Source organism: Microcoleus sp. B9-D4 (assembly GCF_036705105.1).
In the GTDB taxonomy this organism is placed as follows: Bacteria; Cyanobacteriota; Cyanobacteriia; order Cyanobacteriales; family Microcoleaceae; genus Microcoleus.
In genome coordinates this window covers 12,466-30,147 of the sequence record NZ_JAUBTS010000031.1, presented here as the reverse complement: position 1 = coordinate 30,147, position 17,682 = coordinate 12,466, and the positions used below count along the sequence as shown (strand labels likewise).

Sequence of the window (17,682 nt, the reverse complement as noted above, 5' to 3'; positions counted from 1 at the left end):
GCTGCTCACCCCCGACTATGCGTCGGGAGTCGCTGACAGATTCAAAGAACCTCCAGAGAGAGTATGGTTTGGTCGTCTTCCTGAACGGGATTGTCGGCTCGGATGTAAGCCAACAAATTGTCCAAGTTGAAAGAACCAGGTTCCTGAATCAAGAGTTGCCAAAGCCCTTCTTGTTGTAGCATAGAACGGGTTGGTACACCCCCTGCGACCGCTTCAGTCGTCACGCTAGCTTCAGTAATTCCGTCACTCGTCAGCAGAAATACATCTCCTGACTTTAATTCGATCGTACCTGCTTTCCCTCTCCAAACTGGTAGTATCCCCAAGGGAATGCCACGAGCTTTCAGGAAATTCGGCTCGGCTGGCGTTTTACCACTAGCGGCTTGAGCTTTCACCTCCGAGTGAGACCAAACGATCGGGTAAATGTGACCGGCATTAGCAAAAGCGAGGTGTCCCGTTGACGGAGTGTAACGAGCTACAACCATTGTAATAAAATGGTTGTTGCCGATCAGGTCGTCAGACATACTGCTATTCATGTTCTGCATAACTCGATCGGGCTCTGGAGAAACTTCTTGGGAAAGTTCCCGCCGCATCACCGAAATCGCGCTGGCCATAAATAGAGCAGCCGGAACTCCCTTACCCGAAACATCTCCCACCGCTATCCAAATATCCCCTTGGGAGTGGACGTAGACTTCAAAAAAGTCGCCGCCAACTTCCCGCGCGGGATAGCAGCAAGCTTGCACCCTGACAGTTTCAAAATCCGGCCAACTTTGGCGCAACAAGTTTGTTTGGATTTGGCGAGCCACTTCCAACTCGTTTTGCATCTGCTTGGCTAAATCCAGAGTGCGCTGGTATAGCTTAGCTTGAGACAGGGCGAGAGCAGCTTGAGCTGCTACACCTTCTATTAACTCTATCTCTTCTGCCGACCAAGGGTTAGTGCCGCCAATCTGGGACAAAGCCAGTACCGCCAGCAATTCTTGCTGGTAAGTCAGGGGCACGGCAATCTCAACCGAGTTACCCTGCCCCCCACTGTTGGAGTTCACTTGAGTTTGGCGGGTGGCTACAGCTTGAACCAGCAAATTTTCATCAAAAGAAAAGCTACTGGCTTCAGAGGTTTGGGCTTGGTAGGGGAAGGTACTCGGCAATAGTCGATCGGCTTCTACCGGCCGCAGCATACAATAGTTGGCCTCAAAAGTTTGACCTACGGTTTGAACAATAGTTTGTACCATACTAGAGTAATCTAGCGACCCGCGAATCACGCTCATTACCTCATTGAACAGAGATTCCTTGCGTAAAGCGCGGCGCAATGCAACGCTGCGCTGCTTGTAGTATTTGTAAGTTTCTGAGGCTTGATTGATCACCAATTTGAGTTCTTCTGGATTCCACGGTTTGGTGATGTATTTGAAAACTTGACCTGAGTTGATGGCCTCAACCAAATCTTCAACATCGGTGTATCCCGTTAGCAGAATCCGAATCGTATCGGGAAATCGCTCGACGGTTTTCCCCAAAAACTCGGTGCCATTCATTTCTGGCATCCGCTGGTCAGATATAATCACGGCCATCTCGCCCTGTTCGTCTAGAACGGACAGGGCGCTGAGGGCGCTATCTGCTTTGTAAACCTGAAAGTCGCGTCGAAACGTCCGGTACAATAAATCCAAGTTGTCGGGTTCGTCATCGACTACCATCAGTTTCAGCTTGCTTCCATCTCCCCGACTCATCTTTCTTCCCCCTTGAAAACCCCCACCATAGCTGTAATCAGCAAGGTGGCGGGAGGAAAAGGGGGGCTGGATATATGCAACATATCAGTTACGTCAAGTTGAGTTAAAGAAACCCGTTTTACCTCAAGGTGAGCATTCCTTTCGCACCATCTGTTCGCACAGATGAGAGGCTTTCGATACTGTAACCCGCCTCGGTAGGCCGCTTCAATAGGGAAAATTCCCGAGTCAGCTTTCACGCTGTGATACGAGCAATGATCTTGTTAGCAGTCGGTACTTTTCTAAACACACCAGCATTCAAAACGGCTAATTAATGCTCTGATTGCAGAGTTCTTAACTAGCTTGGCACTGTCCTCGGTGTGAATTTTAACACTTACTACTAACGCAGGTATTGCTACCTAAGTCTGGTCAACACCGGCTGTATTTCAAGCCCCACTGTACCCGGAGGGTTAGTGGTGGGTTGTTGGCGCTATTCCCTACATCTTCGCCGAATCGTACTTGATTGCTGCATCCAAGTCTCCCTAATCTCTGAACTTTTTGCAGCAAGCATATTACTACTGCCGAATCAAGTTATTCTTTCTGCCAGTCTGAGCTTAGCAGAACGAGAGCGGGGATTTCTAGCGACTTCTTCGGATTGTGGGACGATCGGCTTTTTTGTCAGTACCTGCAAATTGGGTGTTCCTCTGAGTTGGTGCTTGACTGGTCGGTCTTCGAGACTGTGAAATGTAATGATTCCGATTCTCCCACCGGGCTTTAACCACCTTGGGGCTTGGTTGAGGAAAGTTTCTAAAGACGACAGTTCGGAGTTGACGGCTATCCTTAAAGCTTGGAAAGTGCGGGTTGCCGGATGGATTCTGCCGTTGCGCTGCTTGGGGGGGAAGCTGGAGGCGATCGCCCCTGCAAGTTCTGTTGTAGTTTGAAAAGGACGGCTTTGCACAATCCGCCTCGCGATGCGCCGCGACAGTCGCTCCTCGCCGTACTTGTAAATAATATCTGCTAGTTTAACTTCTTCCCAGTGGTTGATAATCTCTTCTGCCGTCAAAGATTGCTGCTGGTTCATACGCATATCTAGTTGAGCTGGGTGGCGAAAACTAAATCCCCGTTCCGGTGTATCGAACTGAGCAGAGCTGACGCCCAAGTCTGCTATGATACCATCAAATTCGGCCTCTGGGGACTGATATTCAGCAAAGTTGCCGTGCCAAAACTCAACGGGCGAGTTGGCAAATCGGTCTTGGCAAAAACGGATGGCTTGTTCGTCGCGGTCGATCGCCACCACTGTAACATCTGGCGCCGCCGCTAAAATCAAACTCGTGTGTCCGCCGCCCCCAAGCGTCGCGTCCAAATAGTGCCCGCCTGGACGCACAGCCAAACCGGCAATTAACTCGCTTCCCAAAACTGGAACGTGATAGGTGTCAATACTGACATCCGATCCAAGGGTCTCCTTCTCAGAGAGCTCGATATCCTTCATAATCATAAAAGCGAAACAAAAATCAACAATAGTCAGTAATCATTAATTCATTTAATTATGTCAAGAATTGAGACTAGAACCGAACCGATGGTGCTCAACATGGGGCCGCACCACCCTTCCATGCACGGGGTACTCCGGTTAATCGTCACCCTAGACGGGGAAGATGTGGTGGACTGCGAGCCAGTTTTGGGCTATCTGCACCGCGGGATGGAAAAAATTGCCGAAAATCGCACCAACGTGATGTACGTGCCCTACGTGAGCCGCTGGGACTACGCTGCGGGGATGTTTAACGAAGCGGTGACAGTGAATGCACCGGAAAAGTTGGCGAATATTGCTGTCCCCAAACGGGCTAGTTATATTCGGGTAATTATGCTGGAGTTGAACCGGATTGCTAACCACTTGATGTGGGTAGGGCCGTTTTTGGCGGACGTGGGCGCGCAAACTCCTTTTTTCTATACTATGCGCGATCGCGAACCAATTCTCGACTTGTGGGAAGCAGCCACAGGTTATCGCATGGTAAATAATAACTATTTCCGCATTGGCGGAGTTGCTGCCGATTTGCCCTACGGTTGGGTAGATAAGTGCCAAGATTTCTGCGATTACTTCGTTCCCAAAATTGACGAGTACGAACGTTTAATTACCAACAATCCAATCTTCCGCCGCCGGATTGAAGGCTTGGGTACTATTTCTCGCAACGAAGCGATTAACTGGGGACTTTCCGGCCCCATGTTGCGCGGTTCCGGCGTAAATTGGGATTTGCGGAAAGTTGACCATTACGAATGTTATGATGACTTCGAATGGGAAGTCTGTACCGAAGCTGGTGGCGATTGTTTAGCCCGGTATTTAGTACGGATTCGGGAGATGCGCGAGTCGGTTAAGATTATCTATCAAGCCTTGAAAGGACTCCCTGGCGGCCCTTACGAGAATTTGGAAGCGAAGCGCTTAGAAAGCGGGCCAAAATCAGATTGGAATGGTTTTGACTATCAGTTTATTGGCAAAAAAGTTGCCCCGACTTTTAAGATTCCCAAGGGCGAACATTATGTCCGCGTTGAAAGCGGCAAGGGTGAGTTGGGGATTTATATTATCGGGGATGATAGTGTGTTTCCTTGGCGCTGGAAGATTCGGGCTGCGGATTTTAATAATTTGCAGATTTTGCCTCACATTGTGCGTGGCGTGAAGATTGCGGATTTGGTGGCAATTTTGGGGAGTATCGACATTATTATGGGCTCGGTTGACAGGTAGACCCGCTGTTAGCAGTAAGGGCTTTAGTTATTAAACGAGTATGACTAAAGCCCTGACTGTTAATAATGATATAGTAAAATTTAAAGAACAAAGAGGTTGCAGAATGAATGTCAGCAAGCAAGAGTTCTACGTCATTATTGAACGAGATGAAGATGGCTATTATGTCGGGGAAGTCCCACAGCTAAAAGCCTGTTATAGCCAAGGAGAGACTATTGATGAGTTGATTGCCAACATTAAAGAAGTTATTGCACTTTGTTTAGAAGAAGAGGGTAATGAAAAATTACCTGAATTTGTAGGTATTCAAAGGGTGATGATTTAATGCCCAAACTACCAGCTTTAACAGGAAATACAGTTATTAGCGCCTTAGAAAATGCAGGCTTTCAGACGATTCGACAAAAGGGCAGTCATGTGCGAATGATCCATGCAGATGGACGGGTAGTAACGATTCCTGTCCATGCTGGCAAAACCATAGTTAGAGGTTTACTCCGCAAGATACTGCGGGATGCAGAACTCACAAGGGAAGAGTTTATAGCACTACTCGAATGATTTTGTTCAGCTTGATTAAGTGGCTCATAAAATTATGACATCCCAGCAATTAGATATTAACGATAGTAACCCGGAACTCTGCGCTTTAATCTGCGAAAGAATTGCCGCCACTCCGCAGCAGCGTATTACTTTTGCTGAATATATGCATTTGGCATTATATCATCCGCAGCACGGTTATTACAATAGCGATCGCCAGTCGATCGGCAAACAAGGCGATTTTATCACGTCGTCTCATTGGGGTGCTGATTTTGCGGAGGTTTTGGCACAGCAGTTTGTGGAAATGTGGGAAATTCTAGGCCAACCTCAAAACTTCGCGATCGTAGAAATGGGCGCTGGGCGGGGAACTTTCGCCGAAAATGTGCTGCAATATCTGCAGATAAAATATCCCGATTTATTTCATATTTTAGAATACATTATTATTGAACTTTCTCCTGTACTCCAAGCGGAACAGCGGCAAACTTTAGCCGATATTAAGTGTGTTAAGTGGTGTAATTGGGATGAGATAGTTAATAACTCAATCGTCGGTTGTTTCTTTTCTAATGAGTTAGTAGATGCTTTGCCAGTGCATCAATTCATTCTGGAAGAAGGGCAATTTAAGGAGATTTACGTTGCCGCCGAAACTCCACAAAATGAACAAGAAGAGATAAATTTTGTTGAGGTAGTTGGCGAAGTTTCCACCCCTAAAATTGGCGAATATTTGGATTTGGTAAGCATCAATTTGTCGGCGAGTGCTTATGGGGATGGTTATCGCAGTGAGGTAAATTTGGCGGCTTTGGACTGGATGAGTACAGTTGCTCAAAAGTTGCAGCGGGGATATTTGTTAACTATTGATTACGGTTATCCGGCGCACCGCTATTACAATCCGAGGCGCAGGGAGGGGACGCTACAGTGTTATTATCGCCACCGATATCACAATAATACTTATATTAATGTGGGGCGGCAGGATTTAACGGCTCATGTTAATTTTACGGCGCTGGAAAGGCAGGGTGAATTGTGCGGTTTGGATGTGGTAGGGTTTACTCAGCAGGCTTTGTTTTTGATGGCGTTGGGTTTGGGCGATCGTATTGCTTCTCTATCAACAAATGATGCAGAAGTATTGGATGTGGCAACGTTTTTGCGGCGCAGGGAGGCTTTGCATCAATTGATCGATCCGATGGGTTTGGGCGGTTTTGGGGTTTTGGTGCAGTGTAAGGGGTTGAAGGAGGAGGAAAAGGGGAGAATATTGAAGGGTTTGATGGTGCCTGATTGATTATTTTAGATTGATTATTAACTAATTTAATAGTTGAGATTTTTTGAACCGCAGATTAACTCTGATGTAATTTTGATTGATTCTGTATCTACCCAAATTATTGTCATGCAACCAATACCTGATGATTGAGTTTGCGCGAAGCATACAAAAGATACGATCTCAGATCGTCTGCTTCAAGATCGGGCATTTCTTCTAGTATTTGTTCCGCACTCAAACCCGCCGCAAATAAGTCAAGTACGTCTGATACCCGAATTCTCATGCCGCGAATGCAAGGGCGACCGCCACACTGTCTAGGATTAACCGTGATTCTTGCGAATAGCTCCGACATTAAAGTTAGCTCCTACAACGCTTAGTTATAGTATGAATGAGTGCGATCGTAATTGTCAATAACTGGATTCCCATGATTATTAACTAATTAAGCTGTACCAATTACTTTTATCATCACTTAAGCGCACTGACTCAGTGGCGGAAATTCCCATTCTCTTGAATATAAAGTAGATGGCAGCTTTAAACAATAGGCAGCAGGAACCACCTCAATTAACCACCAATTAAACATATCTCGTCTGGCTTCAGTACAACCAGAAATGGCATCACCAGTAATTGCATCATACAAAATATTCAAGATGGCATTATAAGCTGTTTTGGTGTTGAGTGTTTGCAGCAAACCGTAGAAAATATTATAAGCTTCGTTACTAGCTTGATATTTTCCAATTTTGTTGATATTAGGAAACAACGTATCTGCCCAAGTTTCTGGGATTTCACAACCCTCCTTCAGCCAACAAGATACAATTCCTTCAACGATATCAGCCTTGTGTTCTTCAGGAAAGTAATGTTTAATGGTCGGTTTAGCTGCTAATGCTATTCCATAAGCCATATAGACGTATCGCTGATGGGATATTGGATCATTAGGCATTCCAAAGGCTGTCATTACTTCTACAAAAGCTTCTTCTACATTGCACTTTCCACCTCGTTCGTATAAATCGTCATATTTTCTGTCCCAAACCGTCTGAAGTGTTTGCTGTAATTTCTCTGGAATAGTTGAGTTGCTGGGCAATTTAAAATCGGTGTAGTGACCTAGAGCAAACTTTATCATTGACTTTCCCTCTTGGTGTATTTTATTTAATCGTAAACCCAGAGCCAGCTAATGTTAAGCTTTAGATCTACCGCCGCATTTCAAATTAACTGCAAACTCTGCTCTAATCCCTCGGATTCAGCCCATTTTAATCGTTGTTGAATTGACATCCCCTGCAAATTTTTACTCATTTCATCTAAATCAACTTTAATATAATTCTCCTCAAATAGCGGAATCAGAGACTTAACAACAGCAGCAATTCCCTCGGGCGGAACTGCATTACCTATTTGTCTTCTCACCTCAGTTATCGAACCTTGAAATATGAAGTGATCGGGAAATGTTTGTAATCTTGCTCTCTCTCGGTTAGTCAATGCTCTCGGTTCTTCATAATGATATCCCCAAGTGCCACCGCCGCCACCAGCAATAATTGTACTAGAGGGTTGATTCGGATCGAGTCGCCGATAAACGTGACTGATCAAGCCTTTAACGTAGAGTGGACTATTTCTGGGAATATCACTAAAATTTCCACCGGGTTTTATCTGTGCCAATCTTTGTTGAGTTTTTGGATTAATTTTATGATTTTCATTGTTGTCTCGTACTTTCTCGACATCTTTAAGTGCTTCAGCAGCAGTTCGGTAAGGGTTACGATTTAGTCCATATTCAGGTTGAGGATGAATAAAGTTAAATCCTGTATCCTTCCGAATTCCGACTAATAACACTCTTTCCCGAAATTGCGGAACTCCGTAATCTGCAAAGTTGTATAGCTTAGGCTTGACTAAGTATCCAGGTTCTACTATGTTTTCAAAGTCCTGTATAATCTGCTTGATAGCCTGATGATTATTAGCACTCAACAAGCCTTTGACATTTTCAGCCACAAATGCTTTAGGCTGTTTCTGTTTAACAAACTCTCGGAAGTATGTGTACAAATTTCCTCTCTCTACATCCAGTCCGTAACGCTTCCAAATCAGAGAAAAATCTTGACAGGGAAAGCCTCCAATAATAAGATCTGCATCGGGAACTTCTTGTTTAATATCATTAATTTTTTCTATTGAGTTATGGGTAATTACCGGAGAAATATTTCTTTTGAAAGTCTCGCAAGCATATTTATTTGAGTCTATTGCCCAAACTACTTCAAATCCCGCCATCTTAAATGGCAAATCCATGCCACCGCAACCTGAAAACAAGGATATCAGTTTTGGTGGCTTCTCCCAGGTGCGCTTGAGACGTTCGAGTGACATAGAGGCAATCGCTTCCTTTTAGCCTCCTTTCCTACTGAGGCAGTAACAGCTTTTTCATCATAGATGAGGGATCACAGCCTAAATGTAAAGCTTTGTAACAGAAAATTTGTGGGGTGGTCGCAGCCAGGAGATCCGGCTATAATCACAATACAGGTAAAATTACAACAAATAATTTATGCAGGTAGCCAAGCGAAGTGACACTGGCACAGGCATCAAAGCAATACTGGGTTTGACAGAGGAGATGCGGATTGGGACAACCTCCTCAGACCCCTATTTGGGTTCTCCAACCTTTGACGAGGTGCCGTTTCATGTTCATGTAGGATGCAGGCCCGCTTTGGGTACGTACATCATTATCGTGGGTGATGCTGACGAGTTTGTTCACTACGGACGCATCATCAGCGGTACGGAAGATAACCCGCGCGCCAATCCCTCGGCTTTGCAACAGAATCAAGCTTATCAGGTCGGTAACAGAGATCCGAGGCCAACGGATAAAGCACCTCACGTTACCCGCGTGATGGCAGCAGAGGTATTGGGGGAGATATACCTGGACGATAACAGCAATATAACGATTAAAGAGCCAAATCAGCTAGCACAAACGGGCAAAGGTGTCTATGAATTGCCAGCAGATAGGATTCCGCAGTTGCTTAATATTCCAGACTCATCCGAAAACGGGTTCCACATTGGGCGAGTCGAATCGGGGAATAGTTCAGTGGACTTTATATTGCCGATGGAGGCGATCGCGCGACATCTGGCAGTAGTTGGAAAAACTGGTGTAGGTAAAAGCTATTTTGTCGGGGTTTTGGTGGAGGAATTGGTACGACACGGGATTCCCGTCATTGCCTTTGACGTGCTCGGCGATATGCTAAAAGCAACAGAAGATTTGGGAGGTTGCAACTTTAAAGCAGGAGAAAACTTTCGAGTCCCCTATTCAGTTATTGGAGTGAAGGAATTTCTGGGATTTGTCCCAAATTTGACACCAGACCAACTGGAGATAGTGTCTTTTGCTTATGATGCTCTGTTCAACAAAGCATTCAAAACCTTAGACGAGACAGCAGCAGTCAACATTCCCATTAAAAATCTACTCGACGAAATTCAGAACCTAGCGGCAGAATTCGGTCAAACTGCCGTAGGAGGGCGAGCGGCAAAGAAGGTTGAAACTGCTTTCAACCGCAACTCGCTTTTAACTGCGAAAACCGAAGAATGGCTGAGCGAATTTGTAGAGAAACCGATAACTAACATCTTTGTCGGACATTTGAGCCAACAGCAGCGGAACTTAATAGTAGGAGCAACAGCCCGAATGCTGCAAGCACTCCGAAAGCGATGGCAAGTTCCGCCGTTTGTATTTTTACTTGACGAAGCTCATTTCTTCTTGCCCTCTGGAGGAGAAACAACGCCATCAACTTTGGTGATTCGAGAGATGATCCGCACGGCGCGTCACGATGGAATAGGTATCACATTGATTACCCAAAGTCCAGCATCTATGGACAAACAAGTAATTTTAACTTGCAATACACGGGTAGTATTTGCCCTAGATCCAGATGACCTGAGATTAGTATCTGGCACGATGGGAGATGTTTCTGAAGAAATGAAGTCACGCATTCCTAAACTAGCAAAAGGGACTGCAATTATTTCATCAGCTACCGATATTATGCGACATCCAGCCCTGATCAAAATTCGTCAGCGTCAGACCAGACATGGTGCGCCGACACCTAACTTAGCAGAGGATGTAAAAGAATGGCGAAAGATGCAGGAATTCTAATTCAGAATATTATGGAATTGCTGGTTCAAGAGCCAGATGGATTAGAATTTGCAGAGATTGTCGAACAACTCAATCAAGTCCAAGATGTAGGTTCAGAAAGAGGTTTACGCAGTCTACTCAACCGATTGGCGAAAGAAGGCAAGCTAATTAAACGCAAAGGTTGGAGTCGCAAACCGGGCGCACAACCTTATACTTACTGTCACCCTAAGACCCAACCGCGCCAACTTGAAATTCCTGGAATTAAAGAGTATCAAATTCATACTAAAAATGAGTTTGAGATTGGGGAATTGAATTATGAAGAAAGCCAGCAGAGGCAAAAAGCAATTTCTGTTTTAGAAAACATCGCCAGCGGTCACTTACATCAAGAATCCTATGCACGGGCGATTATCCAAGTTGCACCTAAGTTAGCAGAAAAAAATCCGGTAGATTTAGTAGTTGAGATGGCGAGTTGGGTAGTTAACGATCTGAACCAACTGGCTGCTGATCTAGAGCGCAAATTGAGACGCGGGGCAGTAGATGAATCAAAAAAAATGGCTGTGAAACTAGATTCGCAGTTAGGGTGGGCAAAGCGTTATTTTCAAGAATTCTGGAAGCTGTATGCTCCCGTCGATGAACTTCCTGGTATTTTGGAATTGCCGTCTCAAGCCAAGCACTTTCGCTTGTACAGGCAAACTGCTAAATTAGATGAAGAAAAAGCTAGAGAGCAACTGCAAAAACGCATTTTTGGCGATCGGTTAATAGAAGAAAAACTGTTACCAACAGACTTGCACAAATCAGCAGCAGGTACGGATGCTTCTGTAGCAGACCTATTTTTAGAGCACACATCTGGCAGTTTTATTCCCCCCGATCCTGTGATTGTTCCCACCTCAGCGGCCGCGTTAGTGACTAACTCCAAATATGGCTTTCCAGACGAATACCAAGATTTCGATATTTTTCCAGATAAACTTAAGGACTATGACGACCATACCGCTGCTGCAAATGGCTTAGTCTTGTCGCCAGCTTTGGCAAGAAACTTTGTGGAGGAGAGTAATTTACAGCATACTCGCAAGGCTGCAATGGATCTCCGCCAATACTGGCAGGATTTTCGGATTGCTACTAAAGAAGCGGATTGGCGACCAATGGGCAATTCGCCAGAGTTAGGAACTAAAAATAAACCGACATTGATTATCCGTGATGGTCGAGTTTTCCCTTTGGTACACCGACTGAGAGATTATGAAAGTGGCGGTTTGTACGGGCAAATTGTTCGCAGCGAAATTGATAAATTTATGCAAGTTTTTCACAATACTCTATTAGGCTCAGGATTAGATAATATTGTGTACGGTGCTGCTGTTAAAAGTCCTGGGATGTCGTGGCTCGCACCTTTGGTATTTTGGTATCTGTACGTTAATAAATCTGTGGTAGACGGAAGAGTTGCAGTTAGCAGTGCTGAGGAAGTTTATCAATATCCTTTTGCGGATACAGCAGTATCGCATTTACTGTTTTTAGGTGTCGCAAAGAATGCGAGCAACTTTTCCCCCGATCGCCTATTTGTTACTTGCCGAGTTCTGCGACGTTTTTCAGATATCGCCCTTGAAGCAGAGGAAATGTCTCCGATCATCTCAGAAGGTGATGAAATTAGGCGAGTGGGGGAGAACAATCCGAAAGATTGGAAGGAGTTTATCGAGCAGCACATTGCTAAGAAAAGAAAACATTACCAATCAATCAATCTGGATATAGACGACTACGGACCGTTTATTTATCTTTGTTCTAAAGTTGGCGTTTCTATGTGCTACGCCGCGCCCACATCTGCTTACGCATTGTTATCAGGCAACAGCGGTATTTCAGCACATTTCTTACTGCCTCGCTTGGAGGTTGCTATCAATACGGAACGATTAGAACGGGAGCCGGAACACGAACAAGAGTGTTTAGATGGTTTGCTTTCCTGGTTGGCGGCGGGGCATATAGAGCTCGATCGCGGTCACACACAATCAGGGTTTGATACGGGACATCGAGAACATAGTCTTCCTATCTTAGTACCCGATGTTATTGTCCGTGCTCATGAAGCTGCAACCTTTACCCGCGACAAGTTGGGTGAAGAGGTACAGGATAAGATTAGGGCGCTGATTGCAGAATTGAGAAAACGGCTCGGAAAGGGGCATTGAGGAGGCTCTGGTTGCGGTTCTAAGATACAGATAAGGACACGGCACTACCGTGTCCCTACGAAAAATTTTTGTTCCAGCCTGATGCCAAAAGACTTGACAGCTACCTAAATATCTGCAATAATTAGTTATTGTAATATTTGTTGTAGCAAAGCCGGACAAATAGCTTCTATGAAGCGGTTATCCCATCTGTTGCAGCTTTGCAATGAAAAAGCCAGACCTAGCGATTGCCGTCGCGGGTGTCTGGCTCAAGTTCAATTAATTTACTTATAAGGAGTTTACCATGTTTAAAAACAAGGTAGATCGTTCAGTTCTGCTGGAAAATGTCGATTTGACACCCACGCAAATCGCCACCAAGCTTAGCCAGGAGACAGGAAAAAAGATTTCCTGCATTAAAGTCAACGAGGATTTGGCAAAACTCGGCTTGCAGCAAAAGTTAGAACCCAGAGGAAGCAAGCGGCAGTGGCAACTCACTGAACGAGGCAAAAAATACGGACGAGTCTACAAAGTCGAGTCCTCTCATAGCAACTGGAGTGGAAATCAAATTAAGTGGGGCGAAGAAATTATCGATCTACTTAAGCAAAACCTCTTAAGGGTGACTGTTTAGCGATCGCTCTCCACTTTAATCCGACAGGTGCGATCGCTCATTTTTATTCTAAAGGGGCGATCGGCTCAAGAGTTATTTGAATATCTTAATCTGGCCACCCAATTTATTGGTCACTCTTCATCATCTAACTCGATCCCGGCTTGACGCAGTTTTTCGGCCAATCTTTCAGCGCGGAGGCGTTCGCGATCGGCTCGTTCTTCCGACCACAACAATAACCCGCCTTCTGCATTCCACCACCTCAACCAACAGCCTGTCCTTCCTTCGTGCGTTCCTTCCCAAATACCTAAAAATAGGTTTAATCCCGGTATCCAATAACGTCCGTTTTCATCGGGTTTTTGCAAGTTGTAACGCTCTGATTCTAAAGCGTAAACTTCTAAATGAGCTGTTTTGGCTCGGAATATGACGTATCTGGGGACTTTGATTACTTGCTCGTAAAAATACCACTTTCCCACCCGCGAGGTAAACTCTACAGAGTATTCTTCTCCATAGGTTTCTGAAAGAAATTCCATCACGATTTGGGGGATGGTTCCTTCTGTGTGCGGGGTGTAACTGCGGCGGACTTGCGAGACATTTTTTGGATTGACGGGTTTCACGTACATCCAATCTGGTGCTTTGCAGATAATACGCTGTTCGTCGCTGGTTGAACCTGGGAAACTAATTCCGGCACACAAGGCAAAGTTGGAAACAATTAAGGCATCCTGCATTAATTCAGGAAATGCTGTTAGCGGCTGGCGCAAAGCGGCGGCTAATAATGGTTGGCTTTCGTCTTCCACTGGGTCGTCTGGTAGTTGGAAATCTTCTGGTAGTAGCGGCCAGGTGATTGTGAGTTTTGTTTCATGATTTTTAGTTGCTACAGACATAGTTTATCAGAGGTTAAATGTTTTAATGTTTAAATTATATCTTTTGGTTTTTGGGATTAATGTTAATGGTTTAATGACGAGGCAGAGCCTCTGGATATGCGTTACCGGGCAGAGCCTAGTAACTAGAGGATTGGCTTAATGACGAGGCAGAGCCTCTGGATAGGCGTTACCGGGCAGAGCCTGGTAACGAGAGGAATAATTAGTCCTCATAGCGAGGACTTTAGCTTTGAGGCAGGGAATTCATTCCCTGCCGGACTTAATATGCAGCTAGGATTTTCTGCTGTAGCTCGTTTGTCATTGCTAGTAGTTCCGATTGGGCGATCGCACTTTGTTCACCGCTCGCCAACCACTTCAATTGTACCGTCTCGTTTTCAGCTTCGGCATCTCCCAAAACTAAACACGCAACTGCACCGCTTCTGTCGGCTCTTTTAAACTGTTTCTTGAAAGGACTAGCACTCAAATCTATTTCTACGCTAAACCCGGCACTTCGCAATTTTTGAGCTAACAATACCGATTGCTGTTCTGCTTTTTCGCCCCTGGATACCAAATAAAAATCTAACTTCGGCGCGGGCAAAGGTTGCAACTTTTGCAGCAGGATAATCAACCTTTCGATACCCATTGCCCAACCGACTGCCGCCGTATCTGGGCCGCCCAATTCCTTTACTAAACCGTCGTAGCGGCCGCCTCCGCAAACTGTTGCTTGCGCTCCCAAATCGTCGGAGATAATTTCAAATGCGGTGTAGGTATAGTAATCTAAACCGCGCACTAATCTGGGATTTAACTGATAGCTAATTCCTAAATTTTTGAGCATAAGCTGCACTTGCTCGAAGTGATCTCGCGATTCCTCTCCCAAATAGTCCAAAATACTCGGCGCACCAGCTACAATTTCTTGAGTGCGCGGATTTTTGCTGTCCAATATCCGCAGCGGATTGCGAGTCAAGCGATCTTGAGAATCCGCGTCTAATTTGTCTTTGTACGGTGTAAAATAATCGATCAAAGCTTGTCGGTAATTTTGTCTGTCTTGCTTATTTCCGACAGAATTAATATCGAGGCGCAAATTTTTTAAACCGAGGGTTTGCAGGATGTCGCAGGCGATCGCAATTACTTCGACATCCGCACGAGGATTCGCACTCCCCAACACTTCCACGCCAATTTGATTGAACTGCCGCTGTCTTCCTTCTTGCGTGTGTTCGTAGCGAAACATCGGTCCGGCATACCACAGACGCTGCACGTCTCCCGCCGCGTACAAACTGTTTTGAATAAAAGCTCGCACTACTCCCGCGGTGCCTTCTGGGCGCAAAGTAGTCGATCGATCGCCCTTATCCTTAAAAGTGTACATTTCTTTGCCTACAACATCGGTAGCTTCTCCGATGCCGCGTTCAAATAAAGATGTCTGTTCAAAAATTGGCGTCCTAATTTCTCGATAAGCCGCTTTTTTTAAAATGGTTCTAGCGACTTCTTCTATATTTTGCCAGTATTGAATTTCAGCGGGCAAAATATCCCGCGTTCCCGGTAAAGTTTTAATTGCACTCATTTTGTTAGTCAGTTGTCAGTTGGCAGTAGTCAGTTGTCATTAGTTATTAGTTATTAGTCATTAGTAAGTAGTCAACAGTTAACAGTTAACAGTCAACAGTCAACAACTAACAATTTCCAATTTCCAATAACTAATGACTTAATAATTCCCAAGCTCCGTAACGATCGCCATAATAAGCCAAAATGCGATCGACCAGCTCGCGACCTGCCAAATCGAACCCTTCAGGATACTGTATCCACAAACCCCCAATTTGGCTGTCACTGTAATCAAACCGCTGCGACTGCTGCGGGATTAAACCGGTTTGCACCCCTTCAACTTGACGCAAATGGGTCGCCACTTCGCGATACACCGCCAGCGGCAATCCAGGGGATTGAATGTGATAGCGGAGTTGTTTTTCTTGTGCCGTTTGCATCATTTCTTTGCCTGTCCCCAACCTGATCCCCTACTTAAGATACTTCTTTATCGATCGGCCGCGGTAAAGGGCAGCAGTTAATATTGTCCAAACATACCTTTCCCCACTGCAACGCCCAGCGTACAAGCGTAACTCGATTGTCAGCGCGCGTCTTGTTCAAGATATTGCTAATGTGGTTGTCAACTGTACGCTTGCTAATCTCTAACTTTTCGGCAATTTTCTCATTAGTCAATCCCGCCGCTACTAACTCTACCACTTGCAATTCTCTGTCCGACAGGGTGACAGGGGTTCCAGAGACAATCCCACTCATAAATTTTTCCTATGTCTGCATATTTACCTATCTACAATTCTAGAGGATGAGGGATCGAGTATGAAGAGAAAATTAAATTTGTTGTGCTACTCTTTCGGGCCCAAAGCACCAAATCGCTTGCAGAAGCGCAAAAAGTGCAAACCCAGCGCCGACACAGCAAGACGCGCCGCCACTTGCGCTGCTGGCGCGTCGGGTGACGGATGAGCCCTTTACCGGGGCGCATCTGACATCCAGGCCCAACCTGCAGATGTTTGCACGTAAAACAACTGATACGCCCGCACTGCACTTGTGCGTTGACCGAGTAACTGCCAGTATCAGTAAGTCTGATATTATAGGAGCAGCCATTAAAAAATAGCTTGCAATTTTTCTGGGATGGGTTAAAAATAATTATTGGCCTGTCTACTGCTGGTCTAAAATCTAAAATGTAAAATCTAAAATTTATATGACTTATCCTCGCGTTCTGTGTCTGGGTGAAGTTTTATTTGATTGTTTAGCAGACAAACCAGGAGTATCTCTCGAAGAGGTAGAATCTTGGACGGCATATCCCGGCGGTGCTCCTGCTAATGTTGCCTGTGCTTTGGTTAAATTAGGGACGGCGGCGGGATTTATCGGTGCTGTAGGTGGGGATGAATTGGGAAATTCCCTAGTGCAGGTATTGCAAGAAGTAGGGGTTGATATTGCTGGAGTGCAGCGGCATCCAAGTGCGCCGACGCGGCAAGTTTATGTCTTGCGGAATCAAGCGGGCGATCGATCTTTTGCCGGTTTTGGCGAATTCGATACTGCGGATTTTGCAGACACCCGCCTCCTCGCTGCACAACTACCGGAGGTGCTGTTTGAAAATGCCGAATATTTAGTGCTAGGCACTTTAGAATTAGCTTATCCTGAAAGTCGAGAGGCGATCGCCCGATCGATCGAACTAGCAGAACAGTACGACGTTAAAATTATACTGGACATCAATTGGCGTCCCGTGTTTTGGCCAAATCCAGACGAAGCAAAAGCGCCCATTAGAAAAATCTTAAAAAAAGTGGATTTTGTCAAGTTATCTGAGGAAGAAGCCGAATGGTTGTTTGACACTACCGACGCTGGAGCTATTACCTACCGCCTCGATTCCGTAGAAGGCGTTTTGGTTACTGCAGGCGAGAAAGGTTGCGCCTATTGTATCTCGGAAAATGAAGGAAAAATTCCCGCCTTTAAAGTAGATGTTGAGGATACAAATGGTGCCGGCGACGGTTTTCTGGCTGGTTTTGTCAGCCAATTGTGCAAGGTGGGAATTAAGAGTTTAGCCGCTCCAGAAATAACAAAAAAAGTTGTAACTTATGCGAATGCCGTAGGTTCGATGACAGCGATGAAACCTGGGGCAATTAAAGCTCAACCAACCGCCGCTGAAGTAGAAGCTTTCTTGTATTTGTACAAAAATTAGCACGCCAAACCTCTCCCCTGGAAACGGAGAGGGGGCTAAATTTGCTTCAGAAACCCGGTTGCTCCGAAAAAATAACTCTTATACAAATTCGCGTTAAAAACCCTCTATAAGACTC

18 protein-coding genes are annotated in these 17,682 nt (G+C 45.3%); 9 read left to right on the top strand and 9 right to left on the bottom strand.

All coding sequences use genetic code 11. The features are described from left to right. Window positions 1–41: 41 nt before the first annotated feature. Complete coding sequence (locus tag QUB24_RS18885) at window positions 42–1,715, bottom strand: SpoIIE family protein phosphatase (RefSeq protein WP_333154703.1); 1,674 nt, start codon at window positions 1,713–1,715, stop codon at window positions 42–44. Window positions 1,716–2,277: 562 nt separating this feature from the next. Then, window positions 2,278–3,180 (bottom strand): 16S rRNA (cytosine(1402)-N(4))-methyltransferase RsmH, encoded by a 903-nt coding sequence (gene rsmH / locus QUB24_RS18880; RefSeq protein ID WP_333154702.1) that lies wholly within the window; start codon window positions 3,178–3,180, stop codon window positions 2,278–2,280. A gap of 57 nt (window positions 3,181–3,237) precedes the next feature. Here rsmH and QUB24_RS18875 point away from each other — a divergent pair, with 57 nt between their 5' ends. The 4 genes from QUB24_RS18875 to QUB24_RS18860 are packed head-to-tail and all read left to right on the top strand — an operon-like array spanning window position 3,238 to window position 6,217. After that, window positions 3,238–4,422, top strand: coding sequence for an NAD(P)H-quinone oxidoreductase subunit H (locus QUB24_RS18875; RefSeq protein WP_333154701.1), 1,185 nt, complete (start codon window positions 3,238–3,240; stop codon window positions 4,420–4,422). 40 nt (window positions 4,423–4,462) lie between these two features. Further along, window positions 4,463–4,741 carry a type II toxin-antitoxin system HicB family antitoxin gene (locus QUB24_RS18870; RefSeq protein ID WP_228049875.1) on the top strand — a complete coding sequence of 93 codons (279 nt, stop codon included), beginning with the start codon at window positions 4,463–4,465 and terminating at the stop codon, window positions 4,739–4,741. Further along, on the top strand, window positions 4,741–4,968 hold the full coding sequence (locus QUB24_RS18865) for a type II toxin-antitoxin system HicA family toxin (protein WP_333154700.1): 228 nt from the start codon (window positions 4,741–4,743) through the stop codon (window positions 4,966–4,968). The genes QUB24_RS18870 and QUB24_RS18865 overlap by 1 nt, the downstream gene beginning before the upstream one ends. 34 nt (window positions 4,969–5,002) lie before the next feature. Beyond that, window positions 5,003–6,217 (top strand): class I SAM-dependent methyltransferase, encoded by a 1,215-nt coding sequence (locus tag QUB24_RS18860; RefSeq protein ID WP_333154699.1) that lies wholly within the window; start codon window positions 5,003–5,005, stop codon window positions 6,215–6,217. A 103-nt stretch (window positions 6,218–6,320) separates the two neighbouring features. Here the strand turns inward: QUB24_RS18860 and QUB24_RS18855 are convergent, their stop codons facing one another. The 3 genes from QUB24_RS18855 to QUB24_RS18845 all read right to left on the bottom strand — a co-directional run bounded on the left by QUB24_RS18855 (window position 6,321) and on the right by QUB24_RS18845 (window position 8,527). Continuing rightward, window positions 6,321–6,545 (bottom strand): DUF433 domain-containing protein, encoded by a 225-nt coding sequence (locus QUB24_RS18855; protein ID WP_333154698.1) that lies wholly within the window; start codon window positions 6,543–6,545, stop codon window positions 6,321–6,323. Between the two features lie 117 nt (window positions 6,546–6,662). After that, on the bottom strand, window positions 6,663–7,310 hold the full coding sequence (locus QUB24_RS18850) for a hypothetical protein (RefSeq protein WP_333154697.1): 648 nt from the start codon (window positions 7,308–7,310) through the stop codon (window positions 6,663–6,665). An 80-nt stretch (window positions 7,311–7,390) separates the two neighbouring features. Continuing rightward, the gene (locus tag QUB24_RS18845; RefSeq protein ID WP_333154696.1) at window positions 7,391–8,527 is read right to left on the bottom strand and encodes a DNA cytosine methyltransferase; all 1,137 of its coding nucleotides are present in this window, start codon (window positions 8,525–8,527) and stop codon (window positions 7,391–7,393) included. Between the two features lie 175 nt (window positions 8,528–8,702). Here QUB24_RS18845 and QUB24_RS18840 point away from each other — a divergent pair, with 175 nt between their 5' ends. The 3 genes from QUB24_RS18840 to QUB24_RS18830 all read left to right on the top strand — a co-directional run bounded on the left by QUB24_RS18840 (window position 8,703) and on the right by QUB24_RS18830 (window position 13,031). Continuing rightward, complete coding sequence (locus tag QUB24_RS18840) at window positions 8,703–10,286, top strand: ATP-binding protein (RefSeq protein WP_333154695.1); 1,584 nt, start codon at window positions 8,703–8,705, stop codon at window positions 10,284–10,286. Continuing rightward, a complete protein-coding gene (locus QUB24_RS18835) occupies window positions 10,262–12,427 on the top strand; it encodes a hypothetical protein (RefSeq protein WP_333154694.1) in 2,166 nt (721 codons plus the stop codon). The genes QUB24_RS18840 and QUB24_RS18835 overlap by 25 nt, the downstream gene beginning before the upstream one ends. Before the next feature lie 280 nt (window positions 12,428–12,707). After that, the gene (locus QUB24_RS18830) at window positions 12,708–13,031 is read left to right on the top strand and encodes a hypothetical protein (RefSeq protein WP_333154693.1); all 324 of its coding nucleotides are present in this window, start codon (window positions 12,708–12,710) and stop codon (window positions 13,029–13,031) included. A 110-nt stretch (window positions 13,032–13,141) separates the two neighbouring features. Here QUB24_RS18830 and QUB24_RS18825 read toward each other — a convergent pair whose 3' ends face one another. The 4 genes from QUB24_RS18825 to QUB24_RS18810 form a co-directional block, all read right to left on the bottom strand. Further along, the gene (locus QUB24_RS18825; protein WP_333154692.1) at window positions 13,142–13,891 is read right to left on the bottom strand and encodes a Uma2 family endonuclease; all 750 of its coding nucleotides are present in this window, start codon (window positions 13,889–13,891) and stop codon (window positions 13,142–13,144) included. 256 nt (window positions 13,892–14,147) lie between these two features. Next, the gene (hisS, locus tag QUB24_RS18820) at window positions 14,148–15,425 is read right to left on the bottom strand and encodes a histidine--tRNA ligase (protein ID WP_333154691.1); all 1,278 of its coding nucleotides are present in this window, start codon (window positions 15,423–15,425) and stop codon (window positions 14,148–14,150) included. A 130-nt stretch (window positions 15,426–15,555) separates the two neighbouring features. Then, window positions 15,556–15,837, bottom strand: a complete 282-nt coding sequence (locus tag QUB24_RS18815; protein ID WP_333154734.1) for a hypothetical protein — start codon at window positions 15,835–15,837, stop codon at window positions 15,556–15,558. A 34-nt stretch (window positions 15,838–15,871) separates the two neighbouring features. Next, window positions 15,872–16,147 carry a photosynthetic electron transport-dependent transcriptional regulator PedR gene (locus QUB24_RS18810; protein WP_006633901.1) on the bottom strand — a complete coding sequence of 92 codons (276 nt, stop codon included), beginning with the start codon at window positions 16,145–16,147 and terminating at the stop codon, window positions 15,872–15,874. A gap of 60 nt (window positions 16,148–16,207) precedes the next feature. On the opposite strand from QUB24_RS18810, the gene QUB24_RS18805 reads away from it, so the two are divergent. Continuing rightward, on the top strand, window positions 16,208–16,351 hold the full coding sequence (locus QUB24_RS18805) for a hypothetical protein (RefSeq protein ID WP_333154690.1): 144 nt from the start codon (window positions 16,208–16,210) through the stop codon (window positions 16,349–16,351). A gap of 238 nt (window positions 16,352–16,589) precedes the next feature. Then, a complete protein-coding gene (locus QUB24_RS18800) occupies window positions 16,590–17,567 on the top strand; it encodes a carbohydrate kinase (protein ID WP_333154689.1) in 978 nt (325 codons plus the stop codon). Window positions 17,568–17,682 lie beyond the last annotated feature (115 nt).